Genomic DNA, 23766 nt, shown 5'->3' with positions numbered 1-23766 from the left:
CGTGCAAAACTAAATTGGTCACGCGCCCCCGGCCCTGCAGGTACCTCACGACCGCCGTGCGGCCGAGCTCATCCCTTTTTTCCGACGAACTCGAGGGCTTCCTCGACGAGTGCGACCCAGAGGTGTTCGTCCCGGCCGGCGATCAGGACCCACTCGCGGAACACACGCCCGGCCGGGGCGAACGGCTTGCCGACGCCGTCCGCGATCAGCTGCTCCACCCGGTCACGGGGCAGTTTGACGATCAGGTCGCCGGTGCGGTGGTCGCAGGAGGCGAAGAACGCACCCGACACACGCAGGCACGGGAAACCCATCATGGTGCCGGTCGCGACGTCGGGCCGGGCGAGCGCGCCGGCGCTCACCTCGTGGAAGAACGCGGTCGGCGAGCTGGACACGGACAACCTCCTACTGATCAACACTCAGCAGATATCCGGTGGCGGCGAGCCAGCGCGGCCACGCCGACTCGGGCCCCTCCACGACGACCTCGCCGTCGGCCCGGCCGTCGTCCCAGCCGGCTTCGCCGGCGGCCCAGCGGTCCAGGAACGCCGAGCTGGTGCGGACAACCAGCTCGGGCTCATCGGCAGGGCCGGGCTCCTGGTGCAGACGGCCGCCGGTGAAGCGGAAGGTGACCGGATCGCCGTCGACGGTCAGCTCGAACTCGCCGTCGGCCAGGTCCTCGACGCCACGCACATAGCTGACGTCGAAACGCTGATCGGGTGAGCCGTCGGCGGCCGGATCTGCGAGGAACCCGACGCCCCACCGCCGCAGCTCGCGCAGTGCGCCGTCCAGTGCCCGGCCGCGGTCGGTCAACGCGTAGACCACGCCACCGCCGACCGGGCCGGGTTCGCGAACCACGACGCCGGCGCGTTCCAGCGTGCGCAACCGGTCGGCGAGCACGCTGGTGCCGATGCCGGGCAGCCGGGCCACCAGCTCGGTGTAGCGCGAAGGTCGCTTGAGGAGCTCCTGAACGATGACCAGCGTCCACCGCTCCCCGACCACGTCCAAGGCCCGCGCCAGCGGGCAGAACCGGCCGTAGCCCGTCCACGCCGATCGGGGCATCTCAGGTCGACGGCTGCAGCAGGGCGTTCATCGCCGCGGTGTCGAATATCAGGCGCGCGGCGGCGAGCTTGCCGTCCCGAAAGGTCGTCCACTCCGCCATCGCGATCGAGGACACGCCCGCCGGGGTCTCGATCTTGAAGTCGTAGATCGAGCAGACCTCGTCGTCCGCCTCCCACTGGCGGTGCACGTCGGCGCCGCGCATGATCGGGCACAGTCCGGCGGAGCCCTCCAGGAACGCCGCCTTTCCCTCCGATTGCAGCATGGGGCCGTGGAACCGGAAGTCGTCCGTCAGCAGTTCCGCGGCGCCCTGGCGGTCGCCCGAGGTGAATCTCGCCAGATAGGTGCGGAAGATTTCGGCGTTCGACATGTCGGCTCCCTTGATGAGATTTGACTCTCAAAGTAAGAGCGTTCGCGGTCGCGTCAAGAGCCGGCTGCCAGTAAAGTGCCGGACGTTCTCACCAGCCGGAGGCGGGAAATGCCTGTCGATGTGCAGACCGAGATCGTGATCGACCTTCCTCGCGACCAGGTTGCCGAGTACGCGATCGATCCCTCCCACGCACCCGAGTGGTACGCCAACATCGAATCCGTCGAGTGGGAAACCCCCGCACCGCTGGCCGTGGGTTCACGGCTCGCGTTCGTCGCACGGTTCCTGAGGCGCCGGCTGGCCTACACCTACGAGATCGTCGCGCTGGTCCCCGGCGAACGGCTGGTCATGCGGACCGCTCAGGGCCCGTTCCCGATGGAGACGACCTACACCTTCGCCGAGCGTGGGAGCACGAGCACGCAGATGACGTTGCGGAACCGCGGCGAGCCGAAAGGGGTCTCCGCGATCAGCGCGCCGGTGATGGCCGCGGCGATGCGCCGGGCCAACCGGAAGGACCTCGCTGCGCTCAAGGCACTGCTGGAACGGCCCCACCGGGCGTGATCACTCAGCGCTCTCCCCGGCCGCCGCGGACGAGGAAGTCGCGTTCGGCGTCGGTGGGTGCCAGGGCGGCGGCTCGCTGGTAGGCGGCGCGCGCTTCGTCCTCGCGGCCCAGCCGGCGCAGCAGGTCGGCTCGGGTGGCGTGGAAGGCGTAGTAGTTCTCCAGGTCCAGTTCGTCCACGAGCGTGAGCGCGGCGGCCAGGCCGTGGACCTCGGCGACGGCGATGGCCCGGTTCAGCGCCACGACCGGTGTGGGGTTGAAGGCGAGCAGCTGATCGTAGAGAGCGAGGATCTGCCGCCAGTCGGTCTGCGCGGCGGTCACCGCGTCGGCATGCACGGCGTGGATCGCCGCCTGGATCTGGTAGGGGCCGGGGTGGTTGCGGCTCAGGCACCGCCGGACGATCGCCTGCCCCTCCGCGATCAGGGCGCGATCCCACCGGCTGCGGTCCTGCTCGGCGAGCAGGACCAGACAGCCGTCCGGGCCGGTGCGCGTCGCGCGCCGCGACTCGACCAGCAGCACCAGGGCGAGCAGCCCGGCGACCTCGGGTTCGTCGGGCATGAGCTCGGCCAGGGTCCGCGCCAGCCGGACCGCTTCCGCGCAGAGGCCGGGCCGCGTGAGCCCGGTGGTGTAGACGAGGTAGACGACGGCCAGCACCGACCGCAGCCGTCCCGGCAGTTCCTCCGCCGCCGGCACCCGGTAGGGGATGCGGGCGGCCTTGATCTTGCGTTTGGCGCGGACGAGGCGTTGCGCCATGGCCGACTCGGTCACCAGGAACGCCCGAGCCACCTCGGCGGTGGACAGCCCGCCCAGCAGCCGCAACGTGAGCGCCACCCGGACCTCGGCGGCCAGCGCCGGGTGACAGCAGGTGAACATCAGCCGCAGCCGATCGTCCGGCACCACCTCCGCCTTCCCCGGATCGTCCTGGGCCGCGAGCACGGCCACTTCGCCGAGCAGCTCCCGGCCGCGCGCCTCGCGCCGCAGCCGGTCGATGACGCGCTTGCGCGCGGTGGTCGTGATCCAGCCGCCAGGGTTGGGCGGCAGACCGTCGCGCGGCCAGGTGCGCAGGGCGACGGCGAACGCCTCCTGCACCCCGTCCTCGGCGAGGTCGATGTCGCCGCAGAAGCCGATGACGGCGGCCAGGGACCGGCCGGACTCCTCGCGGAAGATCCGGCCGACCACCGCCTCGCCGACCCCGCCCGTCACGCCATCGGCTCATCCGCGAAGCCGGCGAACGGGCGCACCCCGATCGGCACCTTGATGCACCCGGTGACCTTGCCGGCCCAGCCGAGCGCGGCGTCGAGATCGGCGGCCTCGATGACGTAGAAGCCCCCGAGATGATCCTTCGACTCCGCGAACGGGCCGTCGGTCGTCAGCAACTCCCCGTCGGACTCCCGGACGACGGTGGCCGTGTCCGGCTCGTGCAGGCGGCCGGAGAACACCCAGGCGCCCGCGGTGGCCATCTCCCGCTCGATCTCGCCGAGCCGCGCATGCGACTGCCGCATTTCCTCCTCGGTCATCGGCTCCCGGACTTCGCCCTCACGGCTGTGCACGGACAACAGGTAGCGCGGCATGGTGCCTCCTCCTGATCGGCGGGCTGTCCCGCATCATCACCCCACTACGAACGGGCCGCACCCGGATCGACACCGCTCACGCAGAAAATCGCTAACCCGCACGCCAGGTGTCGGTGGGCGATTCGTCCCGTTGCAGGAAAAGCGTCGACGCCGAACGCGACTGCGCCGCGGCTGGGTGACCCGCCACACGGCACTGCACGGCGGCGTCCTCGCCGGTGGCGCCGGTCTGCGCCTGGCGGCCGGCATCGCGCAGTTCGCCGGGCGCCGCAACCACACTGGCGCATCGCCGCCAGGGCATCCAGGCCGCCGAGCTCTCGGCCCGGCTCACCGATGCCACGGCAGCGGTGTACGACATCGCGCCCATCACGACCCAGCCCGGTCGAAATCCCAGCAGAACGCTCAACGCCAGCCGCCTGCCGGCAGGCGGCCGCTGACCACCCTCCGATTCCTTTTCGCGATGACCGAGGTCTACATGGGTGGGAGGCGCGGCGCGACAGACCCGTCTCTCTCACCCACCCCCGAAACCGAGAGGCTGGCCGCCAGTGACCGTTCCCACGACCATGCGCGCACTGCAGCAGACGTCCCGCAACGGCCCGCAGGACATGCGCCTGATCACGGACGCACCGGTGCCCGTCCCCGGCCCGGGCGAGGTCCTGATCCGGGTCACCGCCGCCGGCGTCAACTTCGCCGACATCTCGAAGGCCCACGGTACGTTCCTGGACGGCCCACGGCCGCCGTACCTGGCCGGCTTCGAAGCCGCCGGTGAGGTCGTCGCGACGGCCGAGGCGGCGACCGGCCCGCAGCCAGGGGGCCGCGTCGTCGGCGTCGGAAACGGCGCTTTCGCCGAGTACATGGTGCTACCCGCGGCCGCGGCGATGCCGGTACCGCCCGGCTGGACCGAGCAGCAGGCGCTGGGCCTGATCGTGAACTGGCCGACCGCGCTGGCCGCGCTCAAGCCGCTGGGCGCAGTCACAGCGGGACACACCGTGCTGGTCCACGCCGCGGCAGGCGCGACCGGTCAGGCCGCGGTCACGTTGGCCAAGCACTACGGCGCGACGGTCGTCGCCACCGCGTCACCGGACAAGCACGACGCTGTGCTGGCCTTGGGCGCCGACCACGTCCTGGGCTCCCTCGACGGCGACATCGCCGCCGACGTGCTGCGGCTGACCGGCGGCACCGGTGCGGATGTGGTGCTGGAGTCGGCGGGCGGCGCCACCTTCGGTGCCAGCCTGGCCGCGGCCAAGCGGGTCACCGGCCGGGTCGTGGTCTACGGCGTGGCGGGCGGCGACGCCTCGGTCACCAACTGGGAACTGGTGTACCGGCATCAGGTCCACGTCATCGGATTCAACCTCGGTGTGCTCATCCAGGCCGCGCCGCGGATCTTCGGCGAGCTCATGGGTGAACTGTCCGCGCTCATCGCCGCGGACGTGGTGACTCCCGGTCGGCCGACCGCGTACGAACTGGCCGACGGCCCGAAAGCGCTCGCAGAGCTGGAAAACAGGGCCACCGTCGGCAAACTGGCCCTGCTGCCCTGAGGAGTCGACACCGATGACCGCAACCGAGGACCCGGCAGCCGAGAAGATGGCGCGATTCGTCGTCCTGTACGACACCCCGTCCGACGTCGACGCGTTCGAACGGCACTACAACGAAGTCCACATCCCGCTGGCGAAACAGTATCCGGGCCTGCGCCGCTACACGCGCAGTCATCAGCCGGCGACGGTGATCGGCGAGCCGTGCTACCTGGTCGTGATGCTGGACTGGGACGACATGGCCGCGCTGGAAGCCGCACTCGGGTCCGAGATCGGCCGGCGCACCGCCGAGGACGCCGCGGCGAACCTGGCCCGCTACACGACCTTCCGCGGCATGATCCTGCAGCTCGATGAGGTGTGATCGCGGACGCCGGCACCGTAGGCTCGCGGCGTGACACGGACGGCACCGGACCAGGACCGGTTCACCGCCGAGACCGAGCGGTTCCGCCGGGAACTGCTGGCGCACTGCTACCGCATGGCCGGCTCGGCGCACGACGCCGAGGACCTGGTGCAGGAGACGTATCTGCGGGCGTGGCGGTCGTACTCCGGATTCGAGGGCCGTGCCTCGATCCGGTCCTGGCTCTACAAGATCGCGACCAACGTCTGCCTGACGGCGTTGCAGCGGCGCCCGGCCCGCGTGCTGCCCTCGGGTCTGACCGGCCCGTACGACGAACCCGACCGCCCGCCGAGTTCCGTCGCGCCGGGCGAGGTCTCGTGGCTGGAACCGCTGCCGGACGCCTGGATCGCGCCGCCCGACCCGGCCGCGGTGGTGGTCGAACGCGAGTCGCTGCGGCTGGCGCTCATCGCCGGCCTGCAGCACCTGCCCGCCCGCCAACGCGCGATCCTCGTCCTACGCGAAGTGCTGGCGTTCTCCGCGGCCGAAACCGCGGAGATCCTCGGCACCACCACCGCGGCGGTCAAGAGCGGTCTGCAGCGCGCCCGCGCCCGGCTGGACGAGGTGCGGCCGAAACCCGGGGAACTGCTCGAACCGACCGACCAGCGCGCACGTGCCCTGCTCGACGGCTACATCTCGGCCTTCGAGCGCTCCGACGCCCGTCTGCTGGAACAGGTACTGCGTACGGACGCCACGCTGGAGGCGACACCGTTCCGCGACTGGCAGTCCGGCCGGGCGATGTGCGTCCACGTCCTCGACACGTTCGTGCTGGGCACCCCGGGTGACTGGCGGATGCTCGCGACCACGGCCAACGGCCAACCCGCAGCTGTCGTGTACCACCGGGACGCGGAGGGTGTGCTCCGAGCCGACGGCGCCGTGGTGCTGGCGCCCACCACGACCGGAGTGTCCAGTGTGATCAAATTCCACGATCCCTCGCTGGTCACGACATTCGGCTTCCCGACCAGGCTCGCGCTCTGACCCGTCAAACGGCTTCCGCTCCGGGGCGCAAGTTGACTCCGACGGCCACGGCAGTCGCCTCACCCTCGTCCTGCCGATACGACCCGAACACCGTCGGTGTCGCCGTAGACCCAGCTGCCTCCGGTGTGCACGTAGGTGCCGGCGCCGACGCCGTCCTGCATCGCGGTGGCCGCGGCCAGGTCCTCGTCACCCGTGCTCGCCTGGGCGAGATGGATCACGGCCTCGGCGCGAGCGGCGGCGTGGTTCAGGATGTCCACGTCCGCCAGTCCACCGCGGACCGCCGTGGCCCCGGCCGCTTGGACGAGCTCCTCGGCGCGCTCGCTGCGGGTCAGCGCCTCCACCGTGTGGCCCCGCCGGCGCAGTTCCGCGATGGTGGCCCGGCCGATGTAGCCGGAGCCGCCCGTGAGGAAGACCTTCATCGTTGCTCCTTCGTTCGTGTGGTGCTTCTCTAGGGTGCGGCGCGGCCGGCCATTGCGTCCAAGACCTGTTTCACTCCCTGTGATACCCATAGGGCATCAGCCACGATTCCACTGTGGACAGGAACAACCCTGGTATAGCGTCCAAGTGCTGCGTTTGTCCTTCTGGCTGCCTTGTTCGGCCGACGAGCCGCGGGCGGTCAGCGTGCGTCGTCGATCCGGGCGCCGGTCAGGTCAGCACAATAAGCCAGGAACTTGTCCTGCAAAGCAGGATCGTGCACTTCGAACGGAACAGACCGCTCCCGGCGATGGTAGAAATGGCGACCGGTGACCGTCGCGGCGGCGTCGCTCACCGCCAGCCATGCCTGGGTCACCGGAGCCTGGTCCAGGTCGTCCGGGGCGCTCGGGCCTCCCATCTTGGTCGGCACCCAGCCGGGCTCGACCGAGTTCGACAGCACCTGCGGCCATCGTCGTGCCACGCCGAAAGCCAGCACAATGTCGAACAGTTTGCTGTCGCTGTAGGCCTGGGAGCCGTTCCACCGCCGACTCGTCCATTGAGGATCGGACAGGTCGGCATCACCGCCGTGGGCCATTCCCGAACTGAGGTAGACCAGCCGGTGCGGCGGGGTGATCAGCGCGGTCAGCAAATAGGGCGCCAGCACGTTGACCGTGAACAGGTGGGAAAGCCCGTCGACGGTCTCGATGCGCCGGGGCTCCCGGTAGCCGATCCCGGCGTTGTGGATCACGGCGTCGAAAGGACCCTCGGCGTTCGCCTGCTGAGCGACCGAGCGAATTCCCGCGAGGGACAATAGATCACCGGTGAGAACTCCGTCAGCGCCTGGCAGGGCAGTCCGGGTGTCCGCGGCGCGTTGGGCATTGCGCGCGTGCAGGGTGACCGAGTGCCCCTGCTGGACAAGCAAGCGGCCGGCCATCAGCCCAAGGCCGTCCGAGGAGCCCGTGATCAGCACTCTTGCCATGGCATTACCTCCGTGCCCCGCAGAACATGCTTCTGCGGTCCACGCCAGTGTGTATTCCGGCGGTGGTCGGCGTCCAAGACCTCCTTCGTCACCTCTGATGCCCTCCAGGCATCAGCGTCGTCCAGGCACCTTGCAGGAGTCAGGAAGCAATCCGTGACGACTGTTAGCCTCGGTCGAGGGATCCGGTTCTCCAGGCCGCCCCGCAAGAAACGCTGGACGAACTACCAGGTGAGCTCGCCGACGAGAACGGCCGGGGGGCGTTCTTCGAACGCCCATGGTGAGCCTGTGTTCACCGCCGGATCGACGACCTCCGGATACGCCGGAAGTGCCACTGCCGCGTGGTGACCGACCAGGCGGCCGTCATCGAAGGGGCTGCTGCGGGGCCAGGACGGCGTCGTTCACGCTTTCCAGGCGGCGGCCGGTGGTGCGCGGGCCGAGGACCGCGATGTCCACCGCGACCACCACCAGCGCGCCGGCGACGACCAGGAACAGCGTCGTCGGGCCGTGCGAGTTCAGCAGTGGCACCAGCACGAACGGCATCGCGCCGCTGGCCAGCCGCGACAGCGAATAGGTGCCGCTGGCCGCCGTCGAGCGCAGCGCCGTCGGGAAGATTTCGGCCTGGTAGATGTGGAAGGCGTTCGAGAACAGGTTGCTGGTCGCGGTGTAGAGGAAACCGAACACGAGGATCAGCGTCATCGACCCCGCGAGGCCGAACGCGATGCCGAAAACCGCCATCGCCAACACCGAGCCGACCACCAGGTACTTCCGCTCGAGTCGTTCCACGAGCGGCAGCGACAGCGCCGAGCCGACCGGGTAGCCGAGGTAGGTCAGCGCGGCGAACAGCAGCGACTGCGAAACGGCGTACCCCTTCGCGGCCAGCACCAGCGGCACCAGCGTGCCGAAGCCGTAGTACCCGAGCGTCTGCAGGATGTGGAAGACAACCATCATCCACGTCCGGCGGCGCTGCCCGGCGCCGAACAGTTCGCGCACCGGCGCGGCGGCGCGCCTGCGGGTGGTGCCGCGCGGCGGGGCCGGGGTGTCGTGGGCGTCGCCGCGGGCCTCGGCTTCCATGCCGGCCACGAGGTGCTCGGCCTCTTCGATGCGGCCGACGGACTCCAGCCACCGCGGCGACTCGGGCAGGCCGCGCCGGAGCAGAAACACCGCGCCGGCGCCGAGCGCGCCGATCACGAACAGCCAGCGCCAACCGGCGATCCCGAGGATCTCGTGCTCGGTCAGCCCGCGGGCGAGGAAGCCGACGACCGGGAAGCCGCAGAACGCGAGGGTGTAGGCCCAGGCGATGAACCGGCCACGCTTGCGCGCCGGCAGCAGGTCGGTGAGGTACGTGTCGGCCAGCGGGGGTTCCGCGCCCAGGCCGACACCCGCGAAGAACCGCGTCGCCAGCAGCATCAGTGCGCTGCCGCTGAACGCGCCGAGGAGCGAGAAGAACGCGTAGAGCCCGAGGTTGAGCAGGAACGCGCCGCGCCGGCCGAACCGGTCGGCGAACCGGCCGAGCAGCAGGGCGCCGAAGAACATGCCGACGAAGGTCGACGCGAGCAGCGGCGGCAGCTCCGCCTTGGTGAGCTCGAACTCCTCGACGAGCACCGAGCTGAGGACGCCGGTCAGGAAGACCTCGTAGAAGTCGAAGAACAGCCCGAGCCCGACGGCGACGGTGGCCCGCTGGTGCGTGCGGGTGATGGGCAGCCGGTCGAGCCGGCCCGCGATCGTGCCGGTGCCCGGCGCGGTCGCGTCGTCGGTGTTCGCCATCGGTCGTCTCCTTTGACTTCTCCACCATGTGGTTGGCAAACCCATAATGTGACGGGCTACCGGCAGAGTCAAGAACACGCGGGACATCACCGGAACCCGTCAACGGGCAACCGCGCCCACTCCGGCACGAATCGGGCACGACCGCATGCGCGGGCGATCAGAGACCGGCGACCTGCTCGACACCCGGCCGGTACCCGAGCCGCTCCGAAGCCCGCCGGCCCGCTTCCACCACGATCGGCGCCAGCCGCGGGACGTCCGCCGGGGTCATCCGCTGCGTCGGCGCGCCGATCCCGATCGCCGCGCCGACCTCGCCGTTCAGCCCGAACACCGGAGCACTGAGCGAGGCCGCCCCCAGGTCGCGTTCCTCGAAACTCGCGGCATAGCCGGCCTCGCGGATCTGCTCGAGCTGCTCGGTGAGCAGCTCGAGGTCGACGACCGTGCGCGGGGTGAAGCGCGCGAGACCGTGCCCGATGGCGTCCTTGATCGCGAGCTTGTCCCAGGCCAGGAACACCTTCCCGGCCGAGCCCGCGTGCAGCGGCATCACCATGCCGACGACGAACAGCCGCACCACCGGGTGGCGGGATTCGGCCAGGGAGATCACCGTCCGGTAGGCGCCGTCGCGGACGTACAGGCAGGCCGTCTCGCCGGTTTCGTCGCGCAGCTGCTGCAGGACCGGCCGCGTCAGCCGGACCAGGTCCAGGCCGAACGTGCCGGGCGCCGCCCAGCGGACCAGGCCGAGGCCGACCCGGTAGGTGTCGTCGTAGCGATCGAGGAAGCCTTCGCGTACCAGGTTGTGCACCAGCCGCTGGCACGTGCTCGCCGGGAGCCCGGTGGACCGGGTGATCTGCTGCAGAGTCAGCTCGGGGTTGTCGATGGTGAACGACTCGAGGATCTGCTTGAACTTGCGCAGGACGAGCACCGGCGTCGTACCGCTGCGTTCTTCCTCTGCCATCGCCCGCCTCGCGCCCGTGGTGTGCCGCACAGTCTATCCACGCTCCTTGCGGTTGACTCTCCGACACTCGCTCGTATTCTGAGTTTATGACCCATAATGTGGTTGGAGGCGGGCATGAGTGAGCAAACCGGGCCGTTGACCGGCATCCGGGTGGTCGAACTGGGGAACTTCATCGCCGCGCCCACCGCCGGCCGGCTGCTGGCCGACTTCGGCGCCGACGTCGTCAAGGTCGAGCGCCCGGGCGTCGGCGACGAGCTCCGGCGCTGGCGGCTGCACGGCGGTGACACGTCGCTGCTGTTCCGGGCGCTCGGCCGCAACAAGCGCTCGGTGACCGTCGACCTGAGCCGCCCCGAAGGCCAGGAGATCGTCCGCGCGCTGGCCGCCCGCAGCGACGTCCTCCTGGAGAACTTCCGGCCCGGCACCCTCGAACGCTGGGGCCTCGGGCCCGGCGAGCTCCGCGCGCTCAACCCCCGGCTGGTCGTCGTCCGCGTCTCCGGGTACGGCCAGACCGGCCCCTACCGCGACCGGCCCGGCTTCGGCGGCGTCGCCGAGGCGGTCGGCGGCCTGCGCGCGCTCACCGGCTATCCCGGTCAGGCCCCCACCCGCGTGGGAGTCAGCCTCGCCGACTCCGTCGCCGGGCTGTACGCGGTGATCGGGGCGCTGATGGGCCTGCTCCGGCGCGACCGCGAGCCGGGCGCGACCCCGGGCGAGGTGGTCGACGTCGCGCTGTACGAGGCCGTCTATTCGCTGATGGAGTCGCTGATCCCGGACTTCGAAGCGTTCGGCGTCGTGCGCGGCCCGGCCGGCTCCGCGCTGCCCGGGGTGGCGCCCTCCAGCACCTACCGCTGCGCCGACGGCAAGTACATCGTGATCAGCGGCAACGGCGACGCGATCTTCCGGCGGCTGATGCACGCCATCGGCCGCGCCGACCTCGCTGTCGACCCCCGTTTCGCGGACAACGCCGGGCGGGTCGCACATGCCGGGCTGCTCGACGACGCGATCGGCGCGTGGGCGGCGACGCTCTCCCAGGAGGCCGTCGAAGCCGCACTGCGGGACGCGTACGTTCCTTGCGGACCGATCCTGACCGCCGCCGACATCGCCAAGGACCCGCACTTCGCAGCCCGGGGCATGCACGAGCGGCACCGGGTGCGCCTCGGCGACCACGACACCGAAGTCACCTTCCCCGGCATCGTGCCGACGCTCACCGAACGCCCCGGCCGCACCCGCGCGCTCGGCCCGGAGCTGGGCGAACACACCGAAGCCGTGCTCGCCGAACTCGGCGTCACCGGCGAGGCGGTCACCCGCCTGCGCGAGAACGGAGTGATCTGACCATGACCGAAGTCCTCATCACCGAAGTCGTGCTGCGCGACGGCCTGCAGGACGAGCCCGTCACGGTGCCGTCGCATGAGAAGGTCCGGCTCGCCCGCGGCCTGATCGACGCGGGCCTGCGCTCGCTGGAAGTCGGCTCGTTCGTCTCCGCCCGCCGGGTGCCGCAACTGGCCGACACCGGCGAAGTGCTGCGGGCCCTGCTCCCCGACGCACCGGCGAGCCTGCACACCCTGGTGTTCACCGAACGCGGGGCGCGGCAGGCGATCGACGCCGGCGCGAAGTCGGTGCGCCTGGTGGTCTCGGCGAGCGACGGGCACAGCACCGCCAACGCCGGCGTGCCGACGGCCGCGGCGCTCGACCGGCTGGCCGCCTGCTCCGCACTCCTCACCTCGGCAGGGGTCGCGATCGAGGCGACCATCGCGACGGCGTTCGTCTGCCCGTTCGACGGCGACACCGACCCCGGCCGGACAGCCGGCGTGGCCGCGCGCCTGGGCAAGCTGGGTGCCCGGGTCGTCCACCTCGCCGACACGACCGGCGCGGCCCGGCCGGGGCAGCTTCGCGCGACGGTGAACGCAGTGCGCGACGAGCTGCCGGACGTCCCCCTCGGCCTGCACCTGCACAACACCTACGGCCGCGCCGCGGCGAATGCATGGGAAGCGCTTTCGCTGGGCATCCGCCGGTTCGACTCCGCACTGGGCGGTCTCGGCGGCTGTCCGTTCGCCCCGGGCGCCTCGGGCAACGTCGCCACCGACGACCTGGTCGATTTCTTCCACGGCGAAGGCATCGCGACGGGGATCGACGTCGACCGGCTGGCCGAGCTGCGCGACCAGGTGAGCCTGGCGGTCGGCCACCGCCTCGGCTCGGCCCTGGCTGCGATCCCCGCGACCCCGGCCGCCCTCCGCTGAGCCGTCTCAGCCGGCCGGTTCACGCACCGGAGCAGTCGGCTCACGTACCCCGCGCTGCCGGCAGGCTGCTGCTCCTGAGTCAGAGAAGCTGCTGCCGCTTGATCCGCTGAGAAGTCGCGATCTGCCGCAGGGCGGGTCGGCCGGGGTGGGCTGAGCTCGCGCGAACGGTGCGGCCGTCGACCGTTGTGGTGCCGGACGTGCTTTGTGCGCGGCGCGTTCGACGCCGCTGCCTACGCGGTCTTGCATAGTGCCCGTAACCGGTCCTGTACAACATCTACTGTGCTCGTTCCCGGTCGATCAGCGCATGCCCCCCAGGCGAGGCATAGGCCAGGAAGGTGCCGATCTGGCAGTTCTCGATCCGGCCGGCGGTTCCGGAGCACTGCCGAACCACGGCTAGCCGGCGCGATAAGCCTGGCGCGCCGAGAGAGCTCTGGCGCCGGCCCGACGCACCGGCCGGCGCGGCGGCTGAACGCCGGATCGCAGCGTTCGCAGGGCAGCCATGGCCTGCTACCTCGCCGTCACCGAGGTGCGGAGGCGGTCGAACCAGGTGGCGATCGAGCGCTTGTCCCCCTCCGGCATCCGCAGCCCGGGTACTTCGTGCTCGGCGAACTCGGTGACTCGACTGTGCTCGTGACTCAAGACGGGCGCCGCGGCCGAGGTGGAGGTGAGCCGTAGGTCACGATGAACACATCCTTGTTCGCCACCGCGATGTGGTAGACCGAGGCGTCGGGGATCTCCGCGGCGTACACCGACAGCCCGGTCTCCTCGGCGATCTCCCGTGCCACGGTCTGCTCCGGGGTCTCGCGCCGGGCTCGAGCTCCCACTCGTCGCGCTCGTTGTGCACCAGCAGCACCTGGCCGTCCCGCACCAGGACGCCCTTGATCGACACCGGGTGTCCGGACTCCGCCACCAGCACCAGCCCCCTGCCGGCCGACACAGCGCCTCACCGACCGTAACAGCGCAACGGCGTCATCGGTGAAGCCCAGTAGTTGACGATCCGTCAGTGGACGGCGCCGACGAACGCCCGGTCTGTAGAACAACGCGACGCCGCGCCGGCACTCCGGCAGCACGGTCGCGAACATCCCGGCATCTCCTCTCGGCTCCACGTCGACGTGGCCGCGGTCGGCGGCGAGCCGGCCGCGGTGCTCGCGCACCCCCGGCGCGGCGATCGACTACACCGCAGCTCACGACATCCGCTCATGAGCACGGAAGAATGGACACGAAATAGCGGACCGAGGACGGATCCCGCTTCGGTCGTCGAGGCGCACCACGCAGCTCGCGCGAGGCACCTGGAACGGCTCTGTTGCGAATCCTGGGATGCTACGAACCTGTGTTCGCATCCTTGTCTGCGGTGCGGGTTCGATCGCGCCCCATCGACCGATCGTACTGAAACTTTCATCGGCGCGAGGCCACCGGCGTGGCGACCTGAACGGGCAATCACCGAAGTGCCCGCCGGCGGGCGGCGCCCCGGCGGTGGGTTCCGGAGGCAATCGAGCACACCCAGCATTCCGGAAAAAGCCATGCACAGGCGTGCTCAATCACCCCGCCGCCGTACCCCGCAGCGCGATAATTGCTTGCCTCCAAAGGATCCACTCCGAAAGTTTCGCGAGGCACGCCACGGCAGGCAGGCCGGTGACGCACCTGGCCGGACAATCATCCGGCTGCTTGCCGCACGGCCGTCCGGCTGCTATTGATAGAGCGCCGGCCGGACCGAGGATCTCATCAGGACGGCCGAAGTACCCGGGCAAGAAAGAGTTTCCGCAGCCCTGCTGCGACGCCTTCCCGGCGGAGCCGCCGGTCGGTCGGGCGGGCGGCGTCAACCGACATTTTCGGTGAAAGGTGCGTGGATCGTGAAACACAGCGCCGTTGCCGGGCCTATTGCCCTCGTGACAGCTCTCTTGGCCGTGCTGACCGGTCTGGTGGTCAGCGGCGGCCTCGGTTTCCCCCCGGCGGCTTCGGCCGCCGCGGCGACCGCGGGCTGCGGGAAAGCCCCCGGGTTGGCGAACGGCAATCACACAATCTCCAGCGGCGGCCAGAACCGTAACTACATCCTGCGGATCCCCAGCAACTACGACAACAACCACTCGTACCGCCTGTTCGTGGGACTCCACTGGCTGGGCGGCACGGCCAACGACGTCGACACGGGCGGGTCCGACGGCTACAACTGGTCCTACTACGGGCTGCGGCGGCTGGCGGACAACGCGAACAACAGCACGATATTTGTGGCGCCGCAGGGCAACAACAACGGCTGGGCCAACCCCGGCGGTCAGGACGTCACGTTCATCGACGACCTGCTGACGCAACTCGAGGCGGCTTTGTGTGTCGACACCTCACAGGTTTTCGCGGGCGGGTTCAGCTATGGCGGTGCGATGAGCTATGCGCTGGCTTGTGCCCGGCCGACGGTCTTCCGTGCGGTCGCCGTCTATTCCGGTGCGAACCTCAGCGGATGCAGTGGTGGCACCCAGCCGGTCGCGTACATCGGTATGCACGGCATCAGGGACAACGTCTTGAACATTTCGCAGGGCCGGTCACTGCGTGACACGTTCGTCCGGAACAACGGCTGTACGCCGCAGAACCCGCCTGAACCGTCGCAGGGCAGCCTGACCCACATCGTGACCGCGTATTCCGGGTGCCGGGCGGGATATCCGGTCGTATACGCGGCGTTCGACGGGGGTCACGACCCCGCTCCGCGGGACGGGTGCACCTGCAGTGGCTGGCAGACCTGGACCTCGGGCGAGGTGTGGAAGTTCATCACCCAGTTCAGCTCCTCGGTCCCGCCGACCTCGACCACGCCGACCACGCCGACCACTACGACGACGCCCACCACCCCGACCGGCGCCTGCAGCGCGAGCTACCGGACGGTCCGCTCGTGGGAGGGCGCTTACCAGGGCGAGGTCACGGTGACGGCAGGCAGCGTGGCGATCAACGGCTGGACGGTCGCCTGGACGTCCGGCGGCCCGGCGATCACCCAGGTGTGGAACGGAAACCTGACCACGTCCGGCGAGTCCGTCTCGGTCGGCAACGTCTCGTACAACGGTTCGCTGCAGGCGTCCGCTTCGACCACCTTCGGCTTCCTCGCCAACGGCACACCGACGACTGCCCCGCCGCGCTGCACCAGCCCCTAGCCGACGCGCTATCGCCTACCCGTGACGGAGATCCTGTGTGTCGAGGTTCGGCTGAAGTAGCGGATGACCTGCGCAAGCGGTTGTCAACTCGGGTTTTCCGCCGCCTTCTTCAGGTGGTTGAGCCAGGCGGCGAGGGATTGGTCGAGGGCGGCCTGCATGAACGGAATGTCAGCGCGAACCGGGTCTCCGTCCCAGGATTCCTCGGTGCGTACGCGCACTGCGGAACCGGTCACGTCGAAGGTCCACAGATGGATTCCGGTGATTCCGTGGGCGGGGCCGCCCCAGATGGTCCGGCGTGGCTCCTCCACTTCGTACACGGTGGACTCGATGTCCAGGCCCCCGGTGCTCCAGCGGAACGTGGTGTCCATCGTCAGTGGACAGTCAGCCTGGTTGGCGGTGATGTCCGGCTGCCACTGTGGCCAAGACGGCACGTCGGTGTGCAGTCGCCAGACACGGTGCAGCGGTGCGTTGATGACGGTTTCGTGACGGACGACGACCGGTGCGCTCAGGTCGATTTCGGTGATCATGTGCTCGCCTTCCCTGTCACCGGCGGCCGGTCCTTCGATCGGCTTCGCGGTGACACAAGGGTGCCTGGCGGGCCCGCTGTTCGCGTCGGTGAGAATTGCCTACCCGCGTTCGCGGCCAAGCAAAGTACTAGGCGAGGTCAGGCAGGTCCTTGAGCTGCCTGCGTGAGGTGACGCCGAGCTTGCGGAAGACGTTGCGCAGGTGGGCGTCGATGGTGCGGGGGCTGAGGTACAGGTTCGCGGCGACTTCCTTCGAGGTCGCGCCCGCCGCGACCTGGCGCGCGATGTGCGTCTCCTGCATGGTCAGCTGGTCATAGGTGTGCTCGGTGCGGCGGCGGGCCACCACGCCGGTCGCGCGCAGCTCGTTCGCCGCGCGTTCGGCGAACGCCTCCATGCCGATCTCCGACAGCTGTTCGTGGGCGGTGTGGAGGTGTTCACGTGCGTCGCGGCGGCGGCCCTCGCGGCGTAGCCATTCCCCGTAGCGCAGGTGCGCCCGGGCGCGGTTCGGCGCCAGTGGGCTGTCGGCCAGTCGCTCGATGGCCTCCCGGTGGTCGTCCTCGGCGTCGGTGACGAGCGCTGTCGCGCCGGCGGCGATGCCGCGTGCCGTGCTGGTGCCGGCGGGTTCGGTGCGTTCGACGAGCGAGGCCAGCGCGGAGGTCGCGACGGCCTGCTCCCCGCAGCGGACCGCCGCCTCCACCAGTTCGGGCAGCGCGAAGCCGGAGACGAAGAGATCGCCGGCCTCCGCGGCCTCGGTGGCTGCCTGCAGCGCGCCGCGGTAGTCACCGGTTCCGTTGCCCAGCACGGCGGCGGCCCACTGGACGTTGGTGAGCAGTTGACCGGTGCCACGGCTCTTCGCGTCGGCGAACTCCTCGCGCGCCTCCCGGCGCCTGCCGCGCATCGCCGCCAGGTACACCCTCGGGTACATCTGAGGTACGTCGCCGGCGGCGTCGGCGATCGCTTCCTCTTCGGCGATCGCGGCGATGGCCTTCCCGAAGTCACCGGTGAGCACCGCGGCTATCGCCACCTGCGAAAGGCCGAGCCGGATGGTGATCGGCGAGCCGGTGTTCCGCCCGGTCCGCACCAGCCAGTCGACGACCGCGGCGTGCAGGTCGAAGTCCCACAGCTCGCCCGCGAGCACGGTGGTCAACCCCGGCGCGTGCGTCCAGTCGGCGCCCTTGCCGGTGAGGACCCGCTTGAGCACGGGCACGCCTTCGCGGTGTCCCTTGGTGCGCAGCAGGATCAGCCCGTCGAGGAGGTCCGGTGGCTCCGCTGCCGGCGGGGCCGTGCGCGCCGCGTCGAGCACCCGGTCCATGACACCGGTGATCCGGCTGACGGCCATCGCCATCTCCGCCGCGGCCACGAAATACCCGCGCGAACGCGCCGGGTCGTGTTCGGCGAGCCGCCGGGCCGCGCGCAAGATCAGGTCCGGTCCGCTGTCGGCCCCGTCCGCACCCCTGACCAACGCGATCTTCCCGCGCAACAGGTCGACGGACACGTGCCGGAGATCGTCGAGCGACCCGGTGTCGATGCTGGAGAGCAGGTCCGCCGCCGCGTCCGCCGCACCGCTCTCGAGCGTTGCCCGCGCGGCCGCGAGCGTGCGGTCGGTCCGCTTGTCCGGGTCGAGCGAGAGCGCCGCGGCACGTTCGAGGAACGCGGCGGCGGCACCGACACCACCACGCGCCTGCGCACGCGAGGCTGACGCTTCCAACTCGGCGGCGACGTCTTCGTCTGGGCCGGCCGTGGCCTGTGCGCGGTGCCATGCCCGCCGGTCCGGTGCGGTGACCGGATCAGTGACCTCGGCCAAGGCCCGGTGCGCCGCTTGCCGCTGGGCGGGTTCGGCCGCCCGGTACACCGCCGAGCGCGCCAGCGGGTGGCAGAACCGTACCCGCGCGTCGAACTCCACCAGCCCGGACGCCGCCGAGTCCCGGCTCGCGGCGGGCACGTCGATGTCCAGCAGCTCCGCTGCCGTCCACAGTAGACTCGCGGCTCCGGTCGGTTCCACGCTCGCGAGGATCAGCAGCAGCCGCGCGTCCGCGGGCAGGTCCGCCAGCCTGGCCTGGAAACTCCACTCGATCCGGCTCACGACCGGCGACGGCGTAGGCAGCGCGAAGCCGCCGGCCTTCGGCAACTCGATCAGCGCCAGTGGGTTGCCGCGTGCCTCGGCGAGAAGGCGTTCGCGCACCCGCTCGTCGAGCGTTCGGGTCTTCTCCGCGGCCAGCAACGCGCGGGCGTGCGCGTCGTCCAGGCCCTCGACGGTCAACCCGGGAAGCTCGTCGAACCCGGGCACGGCTTCCTGGTCGCGAGCGGCGAACACCATCGCGACCGGCTCGGCCGCGATGCGCCTCGCCAGGAAGGTCAACGCTTTCGCCGACGCGGTGTCCAGCCAGTGCGCGTCGTCGACGAGGCACAGCAGCGGACGTTCCCTGGCCGCCGTGGCCAGCAGTTCGAGGGCGGCGAGGCCGACGCGGAACACCTCCGGTGCACCATCGGCCACCCCGAACGCGACCCGGAGCGCGTCGCGGTAGGAGGTGGCCAGTTCATCCACGCGTGCCAGCACGGGAAGGCACAGCTGGTGCAGTGCCGCGAACGGTAGCTCGCCCTCGAATTCCGACCCGGACGCACGGATGATCCGGACCTTCCCCGCGGCCGCGTGTTCGACGTGGTCCAGCAGGGCGCTCTTGCCGATCCCGGGTTCCCCACGGACGACGAGCGCACCGCCCTGCCCCCGTTCCGCGGCGGCGACCAGCGCCCCGAGGCGACCGGTCTCGTCGTGCCTGCCGACCAGCGAACGAGCGGACTGCGTGGGCATGGAGCCAACGATAGGCGTGGGGCCGCCACTGCGGCATCAGCTCTCCGGCGATAGGTGAGGGGATCTAGGCGACCGTCACCGACGCGAGCGCGGGCGTACTCACGCGACCGTTGGCTCAGCACCTCCTCTGCCAGCCGGAACGATGAATTCACGGGGAAGGACGAAATGATGAGCAGCCTTGTCATGGACCCGGGGGCGGTCACTCGCCCACGGATGTCGCGTGGGGTCGCGATGGCCGGCCTGGCGACCGCCATGTTCCTGGTCGTCCTCGACAGCGCGATGGTGAACCTCGCCGGGCCCACGATCCGTGCGGGCCTCGCGCTCACGGACAGCCAGATGACGCTCGTGATCGACAGCTATCTGGTGCCACTCGCCGGCCTGTTGCTGCTGGGTGGCCGCCTCGCGGACCTGCTCGGCGGCCGGAAGGTGTTCCTGGCCGGAATGGGCGCCTACCTGCTGAGCTCGATCGTGTGCGCCGTCGCGACGAGCGGCGGGATGGTGATCGCCGCCCGGATCGGGCAGGGCATCAGTGCCGCGTTGGTCATGCCTGCCGCGCTCTCGCTCGTGCTCGCTCTGTACCCATCCCGCGGCGAACGCACCCGCGCGATGGGCATCTGGGGCGCCGTCGCCGGGGCCGGCAGTCTGGTCGGTGTCTTCCTCGGTGGCTCGCTGACCGAGGCGCTGGGCTGGGAGTCGGTCTTCTGGACCCCGGTGCCGTTCGGCGTCCTCGGAGCCGTCTTCGTGTGGCGCTCGGTGCCGTCCGTTCCGGTCCGGTCCGGGCACTTCGACGCGTTCGGCGCAGTCACGATCACCGCCGGGATCTCCGCTCTCGCACTCGGCATGATCTCGGCCACCGAAGCCGGCTGGGGCTCGCCGCTCGCCCTCGGCGGTATCGCGGTCGGCGTCGCGTTCCTGGTCGCGTTCGTGGCCGTCGAGCGACGCTCCGCGCACCCGCTCGTGCCACTCGGTGTCGTCGGGCGGAAGCCGGTGGTCCTGGCGAACCTCGTGATGCTGCTGGTCGGCGGCACTCTGACGAGCTTGTTCTTCCTCCTGCCGCCGTACCAGCAAGAGGTGCTCGGGATGAGCCCGCTGGAGACCGGGATGAGCCAGCTCCCCCTCGCCGCCATGATCATCGTGGGCAGCGTGCTCGCGCCGCTGGTCGCGAAGCTGATCGGCCTGACCCGTGCGCTACCGGTCTCCCTGGCCGTGCTGCTGGCCGGCCTGCTGTGGCTGGCGTTCGACCTGACGAGCAGTGGGTTCTCCGGGTCATTGCTGGGCGCGTTCGTGCTGATCGGCGGCGGCTTGGGCCTCAGCGCGGTCAACGCCACCGCGATGTCGGTGCGCGACGCTACCGAAGGTGAGGCCGGCTTGCTCAGCGGACTGATCGGCGCCGCACAGCAGCTGGGCGGCGCCGTCGGACTCGCCGGTCTCGTCGGGATCGCTGCCACCGGCACCGCCACGGCAACAGACGGAGGCATTGACTTCACGACCGCGTTCCTGGGTGCCGCCTCGGGCATCGTCGTCGCCTTCGCGCTGTCGCTCTTCCCTGGCGCCAAGACACCGGCTACCCCAACCACAGCGAGTGCACACTGACCGCACAGAAAGGGACAGCTTCGATGATTTACCACGGCATTCGTTTCACCCTCAAGCCCGACGTCACGGAGGACGAGGTGGCGGCAGGCCTGGAGGGCATGCGCAGGGCGAGCCGAGCCATACCGTCCATCAAGTCGTTCGTCGTCGGCCGTGTCTTCGGCGGCGAGCACGATTACGGCGCGATTTCCGTACTCGAGGACGTTGAAGGCTACGACGACATGATGAACCACCCGGTACACCTCGAAATCGACCGGATCGGACTTCCGCTGGTCGACAGGTTCGAGTCGTTCGACATCTCCGACGACCCGGACCCGGAGATCGGCGCGAAGCTCGCCGAGATTCACCAGCGCCGATTCGACGACCTGCCCGACATCGCCGAGCTGGTCTCCGGCATCGGCGAATACACCGGCACCGCCGCACCGGAAAACACGGCGACCGACAACACCCGCTGAACCGGCACCCGGCGATCATCGGCTTGCAGGACGACGTTCCCACGTCCGGCGTCGCACTCGGCACAACGTCTCGTGCCGAGTGCGCCGAGTCCGACGAACCGCGTAGGCCGATCGAGGTACCGAGCGTGTTGCTCGATCACTTCTCTCGACTAGGAGCCGGAAAGCACCTACATGGACAATGGTTCAAACCACTTGTCAGGAGTTGGTCTACCTTGGTCAAGCTTGGCCGGCGAATACGGCAATAACGGCACCGGCCAGCCCAACGTGGGCTCGTTCGTCCAGCTCGTCACGGCCCTGCGTGCGGCGATGCCCACCAAGCTGATCTCGCTGTACAACATCGGCCCGGCGGCATCGCAGTTGTCCTACGGCGAGCTCCTGCACAGCCAAGCTAGGACGGTACGCCTGTTCAGATGACTCGAACCCGGGGACCTCTGCGTTGCTGGTACAGCATGTCGAAGATCAGTCGCCCAGCCAGGCCGCGATCGAACTCAGCGCCGCGGTCTTCAGCCCGGCCGGTGCGGCCGAGCCGGTGACGGAGGCCGCCGCTGCCGCCGCGAGCTGCTCGTCGCTCAGGCCGAGCACCGAGCGAGCGAGTTCGTATTCGCGGAGGAGGTCGGTGTCGAACAGCAGTGCGTCGTCGGTGTTGAGCGAGCATCGGACCCCGGCGTCGAGCAACGTCGGCAAGGGGTTCGTCCCGACGGGATGGTAGACGCCGAGCAGGGCATTGCTCGTCAGGCAGACGTCGAGCGTCGTGCCCCGCGCCGCCAGTTCCTCGACGAGGACGGGGTCTTCGACGGCGCGTACTCCGTGCATCACCCGGTCGGCACCAAGCACCTCGAGCGCGTCACGAACCGACTCCGCCCCCGCGAGCTCGCCGGCATGCGGAACCGAAAGCAGGCCGGCCTCTCGGACGATGTCGAACGGCCGCTCGAACCACCACGCCGGGGCGGCGGCCTCGTCGCCGTCGAGGCCGAACCCCACCACACCGTCGCCGGCGCGTTCGGCGGCAACGGCGGCCACAGCGAGCGCGTCGTCGACGTCGATCCCGCGGTTGGCGGCGACGATGAGCCCGAACCCGACCCCCACCTCGCCGGCCGCGGCGCGACCGGCGTCCAGGACCGTGGCGACCGCGGCCTCGTAGTCGCCCAGGCGGCCCTGGAACAGCCCCGGCCACACGGAAAGCTCGAGCCAGACCACCCCCGCAGCCTCGGCGTCCTCGACGATCTCCCGGACCGCCCGCCGGACATCGGCCTCATTCCGAAGACAGGCCGCCGCCACGGCGATGGTCTCCGTGAAATGCTCGAACGACCCGTACCCCGTCGGCCGCGGAATCGCCCAACCCTCCTCACGCGCGATCTCCTCGACAGTCGACCGACGCAGCGAACCATCCAGGTGCAAGTGCAGATGAGCTTTGGGCAACGCCGGCAATGAGCGCACACCAGCTCGACCGAACGTGGTCACACCAGCACTCTCCCACACCGCGACGACATCCGGTCGTGCCGACGAGCGTGCGTACGCCTCCGTGAATGTCGGCACGGCTGCCTTCGCGTATGGTCGCTGCCTCGGCGGTTCCTCCGTCGCAGCTTGCTCCTGTCACGAACCAGCCGGGCGGGCGGTCCGCCGGGTCAGTTCCAGAGGCCGGTGGCGGCGGTTTCGGCGACATAGTCCTCGAACGGCCTGGCGGGCCGGCCGAGAGCCCGTTCCACACCGTCGGCGGCTTCGGATGCCGTCCCGTCGCGGATAGCGACGAGGATGCCGGTGAGCAGCCGCGCGATGTCGGGCGGCATGCCGTTGGCGACCTGGCGCTCGATGTGCACCTCGGGGGCGACGTCGACGTACCGGATCGTGCGTCCGGCGGCCTTGCCGATGAGGTCCGCCGCCTCAACGAAGCTGATCGCCCGGGGCCCGGTCAGCTGGTAGATCCGCCCCGCGTGGTCATCTTCGGTGAGCGCCGCGGCGGCGACTTCGGCGATGTCCTCGGCGTCGATGAACGGCGTGTGCCCTTCACCGGCAGGCAAGGACAGCGTCCCGGCGAGGACACCCGGCAGCCAGGGGCCTTCGCTGAAGTTCTGCGAGAACCAGTCCGGCCGCAGGATGGTCCAGTCGAGTCCGCAGGCGCGCACGGCCTGTTCGGCGGCCTTGAGCGGATGGCGGTCGTCGGCCTCGCCGACGCCACCGGCCGACAGCAACACCAACCGCCGCACACCTGCGGCAACCGCTTCGGCCACGAACCTCGGGATGCGGTCCCCGCTCGCCTGCAGGTCGGGTTCCACGACGTAGGCGGCCGTCACGCCCTCGAGAGCGGGTGCCCAGGTTGCCGGATCCGCGAGGTCGAACGCGATGTCTCCGCCTGCGCGGGAAGCCGATCGCACAGCCTGGCCGGCGGCCTTGAGGCGCCGGGTGATGCGGCGACCGGTTTTCCCGGTGCCGCCGACGATGAGGATGTTCTGCATGCCGGACAGCCAACTC

26 protein-coding genes are annotated in these 23766 nt (G+C 70.2%); 10 read left to right on the top strand and 16 right to left on the bottom strand.

From position 1 onward, the window contains the following. Positions 1-68: 68 nt before the first annotated feature. Genes ACWEGE_RS38690 through ACWEGE_RS38680 form a run of 3 tightly spaced genes read right to left on the bottom strand, consistent with a single transcriptional unit; the run spans position 69 to position 1423 of the window. Entirely contained in the window at positions 69-392 is a 324-nt protein-coding gene (locus ACWEGE_RS38690) for a hypothetical protein (RefSeq protein WP_449665450.1), read from the bottom strand. A 10-nt stretch (positions 393-402) separates the two neighbouring features. After that, entirely contained in the window at positions 403-1056 is a 654-nt protein-coding gene (locus ACWEGE_RS38685; RefSeq protein WP_449665449.1) for a winged helix-turn-helix transcriptional regulator, read from the bottom strand. A gap of 1 nt (position 1057) precedes the next feature. Further along, entirely contained in the window at positions 1058-1423 is a 366-nt protein-coding gene (locus ACWEGE_RS38680) for a nuclear transport factor 2 family protein (RefSeq protein ID WP_449665448.1), read from the bottom strand. A gap of 108 nt (positions 1424-1531) precedes the next feature. On the opposite strand from ACWEGE_RS38680, the gene ACWEGE_RS38675 reads away from it, so the two are divergent. Next, the gene (locus ACWEGE_RS38675) at positions 1532-1981 is read left to right on the top strand and encodes an SRPBCC family protein (protein WP_449665447.1); all 450 of its coding nucleotides are present in this window, start codon (positions 1532-1534) and stop codon (positions 1979-1981) included. 4 nt (positions 1982-1985) lie between these two features. Here the strand turns inward: ACWEGE_RS38675 and ACWEGE_RS38670 are convergent, their stop codons facing one another. The 3 genes from ACWEGE_RS38670 to ACWEGE_RS38660 form a co-directional block, all read right to left on the bottom strand. Further along, entirely contained in the window at positions 1986-3182 is a 1197-nt protein-coding gene (locus ACWEGE_RS38670) for an RNA polymerase sigma factor (RefSeq protein ID WP_449665446.1), read from the bottom strand. After that, positions 3179-3550: a YciI family protein gene (locus tag ACWEGE_RS38665; RefSeq protein ID WP_449665445.1), complete on the bottom strand. Its 372-nt coding sequence runs from the start codon at positions 3548-3550 to the stop codon at positions 3179-3181. The genes ACWEGE_RS38670 and ACWEGE_RS38665 overlap by 4 nt, the downstream gene beginning before the upstream one ends. Before the next feature lie 91 nt (positions 3551-3641). Continuing rightward, positions 3642-3953, bottom strand: coding sequence for a hypothetical protein (locus ACWEGE_RS38660; protein ID WP_449665444.1), 312 nt, complete (start codon positions 3951-3953; stop codon positions 3642-3644). A gap of 139 nt (positions 3954-4092) precedes the next feature. Between ACWEGE_RS38660 and ACWEGE_RS38655 the strand changes: the two genes are divergently transcribed. The 3 genes from ACWEGE_RS38655 to ACWEGE_RS38645 are packed head-to-tail and all read left to right on the top strand — an operon-like array spanning position 4093 to position 6451. Continuing rightward, complete coding sequence (locus ACWEGE_RS38655) at positions 4093-5085, top strand: zinc-binding dehydrogenase (RefSeq protein ID WP_449665443.1); 993 nt, start codon at positions 4093-4095, stop codon at positions 5083-5085. 13 nt (positions 5086-5098) lie between these two features. Continuing rightward, positions 5099-5440 (top strand): EthD family reductase, encoded by a 342-nt coding sequence (locus ACWEGE_RS38650; RefSeq protein ID WP_449665442.1) that lies wholly within the window; start codon positions 5099-5101, stop codon positions 5438-5440. Positions 5441-5470: 30 nt separating this feature from the next. Continuing rightward, positions 5471-6451 carry a sigma-70 family RNA polymerase sigma factor gene (locus tag ACWEGE_RS38645; RefSeq protein ID WP_449665441.1) on the top strand — a complete coding sequence of 327 codons (981 nt, stop codon included), beginning with the start codon at positions 5471-5473 and terminating at the stop codon, positions 6449-6451. A 59-nt stretch (positions 6452-6510) separates the two neighbouring features. Here the strand turns inward: ACWEGE_RS38645 and ACWEGE_RS38640 are convergent, their stop codons facing one another. The 4 genes from ACWEGE_RS38640 to ACWEGE_RS38625 all read right to left on the bottom strand — a co-directional run bounded on the left by ACWEGE_RS38640 (position 6511) and on the right by ACWEGE_RS38625 (position 10560). Beyond that, positions 6511-6870, bottom strand: a complete 360-nt coding sequence (locus tag ACWEGE_RS38640; protein WP_449665440.1) for an NAD-dependent epimerase/dehydratase family protein — start codon at positions 6868-6870, stop codon at positions 6511-6513. A gap of 197 nt (positions 6871-7067) precedes the next feature. Further along, positions 7068-7844 (bottom strand): SDR family NAD(P)-dependent oxidoreductase, encoded by a 777-nt coding sequence (locus ACWEGE_RS38635; RefSeq protein WP_449665439.1) that lies wholly within the window; start codon positions 7842-7844, stop codon positions 7068-7070. A 360-nt stretch (positions 7845-8204) separates the two neighbouring features. Next, complete coding sequence (locus tag ACWEGE_RS38630; RefSeq protein WP_449665438.1) at positions 8205-9608, bottom strand: MFS transporter; 1404 nt, start codon at positions 9606-9608, stop codon at positions 8205-8207. Between the two features lie 157 nt (positions 9609-9765). Further along, positions 9766-10560 carry an IclR family transcriptional regulator gene (locus ACWEGE_RS38625; protein WP_449665437.1) on the bottom strand — a complete coding sequence of 265 codons (795 nt, stop codon included), beginning with the start codon at positions 10558-10560 and terminating at the stop codon, positions 9766-9768. A 114-nt stretch (positions 10561-10674) separates the two neighbouring features. Between ACWEGE_RS38625 and ACWEGE_RS38620 the strand changes: the two genes are divergently transcribed. Both ACWEGE_RS38620 and ACWEGE_RS38615 read left to right on the top strand, forming a co-directional pair. Next, on the top strand, positions 10675-11889 hold the full coding sequence (locus tag ACWEGE_RS38620) for a CaiB/BaiF CoA transferase family protein (protein WP_449665436.1): 1215 nt from the start codon (positions 10675-10677) through the stop codon (positions 11887-11889). A 2-nt stretch (positions 11890-11891) separates the two neighbouring features. Continuing rightward, entirely contained in the window at positions 11892-12794 is a 903-nt protein-coding gene (locus tag ACWEGE_RS38615; protein WP_449665435.1) for a hydroxymethylglutaryl-CoA lyase, read from the top strand. Between the two features lie 507 nt (positions 12795-13301). Here ACWEGE_RS38615 and ACWEGE_RS38610 read toward each other — a convergent pair. Both ACWEGE_RS38610 and ACWEGE_RS38605 read right to left on the bottom strand, forming a co-directional pair. Beyond that, a complete protein-coding gene (locus ACWEGE_RS38610) occupies positions 13302-13433 on the bottom strand; it encodes a hypothetical protein (RefSeq protein WP_449665434.1) in 132 nt (43 codons plus the stop codon). Next, a complete protein-coding gene (locus tag ACWEGE_RS38605) occupies positions 13430-13579 on the bottom strand; it encodes a hypothetical protein (RefSeq protein ID WP_449665433.1) in 150 nt (49 codons plus the stop codon). Before ACWEGE_RS38605 ends, ACWEGE_RS38610 begins: the two co-directional genes overlap by 4 nt. A 1101-nt stretch (positions 13580-14680) precedes the next feature. Here ACWEGE_RS38605 and ACWEGE_RS38600 point away from each other — a divergent pair. Further along, positions 14681-15919, top strand: a complete 1239-nt coding sequence (locus ACWEGE_RS38600; protein ID WP_449665432.1) for a cellulose binding domain-containing protein — start codon at positions 14681-14683, stop codon at positions 15917-15919. An 83-nt stretch (positions 15920-16002) separates the two neighbouring features. Here the strand turns inward: ACWEGE_RS38600 and ACWEGE_RS38595 are convergent, their stop codons facing one another. Both ACWEGE_RS38595 and ACWEGE_RS38590 read right to left on the bottom strand, forming a co-directional pair. Next, positions 16003-16446: an SRPBCC family protein gene (locus ACWEGE_RS38595; protein ID WP_449665431.1), complete on the bottom strand. Its 444-nt coding sequence runs from the start codon at positions 16444-16446 to the stop codon at positions 16003-16005. A 127-nt stretch (positions 16447-16573) separates the two neighbouring features. After that, the gene (locus ACWEGE_RS38590) at positions 16574-19252 is read right to left on the bottom strand and encodes an AAA family ATPase (RefSeq protein ID WP_449665430.1); all 2679 of its coding nucleotides are present in this window, start codon (positions 19250-19252) and stop codon (positions 16574-16576) included. 168 nt (positions 19253-19420) lie between these two features. On the opposite strand from ACWEGE_RS38590, the gene ACWEGE_RS38585 reads away from it, so the two are divergent. From ACWEGE_RS38585 to ACWEGE_RS38575, 3 genes are all read left to right on the top strand, one after another. After that, the gene (locus ACWEGE_RS38585; RefSeq protein WP_449665429.1) at positions 19421-20845 is read left to right on the top strand and encodes an MFS transporter; all 1425 of its coding nucleotides are present in this window, start codon (positions 19421-19423) and stop codon (positions 20843-20845) included. Positions 20846-20868: 23 nt separating this feature from the next. Further along, a complete protein-coding gene (locus tag ACWEGE_RS38580; protein WP_449665428.1) occupies positions 20869-21297 on the top strand; it encodes a Dabb family protein in 429 nt (142 codons plus the stop codon). Positions 21298-21519: 222 nt separating this feature from the next. Then, positions 21520-21711 carry a hypothetical protein gene (locus tag ACWEGE_RS38575; RefSeq protein ID WP_449665427.1) on the top strand — a complete coding sequence of 64 codons (192 nt, stop codon included), beginning with the start codon at positions 21520-21522 and terminating at the stop codon, positions 21709-21711. Between the two features lie 45 nt (positions 21712-21756). Here ACWEGE_RS38575 and add read toward each other — a convergent pair whose 3' ends face one another. Together add and ACWEGE_RS38565 are read right to left on the bottom strand one after the other, a co-directional pair. Continuing rightward, complete coding sequence (add, locus tag ACWEGE_RS38570; protein ID WP_449665426.1) at positions 21757-22758, bottom strand: adenosine deaminase; 1002 nt, start codon at positions 22756-22758, stop codon at positions 21757-21759. A gap of 164 nt (positions 22759-22922) precedes the next feature. Next, the gene (locus tag ACWEGE_RS38565; protein ID WP_449665425.1) at positions 22923-23750 is read right to left on the bottom strand and encodes an NAD(P)H-binding protein; all 828 of its coding nucleotides are present in this window, start codon (positions 23748-23750) and stop codon (positions 22923-22925) included. Positions 23751-23766 lie beyond the last annotated feature (16 nt).

The sequence above is a fragment of the Amycolatopsis sp. NPDC004747 genome (genome assembly GCF_053601335.1).
The sequence above is the reverse complement of the archived record's forward strand: the minus strand, read 5'-3'. Positions and strand labels throughout refer to the sequence as shown.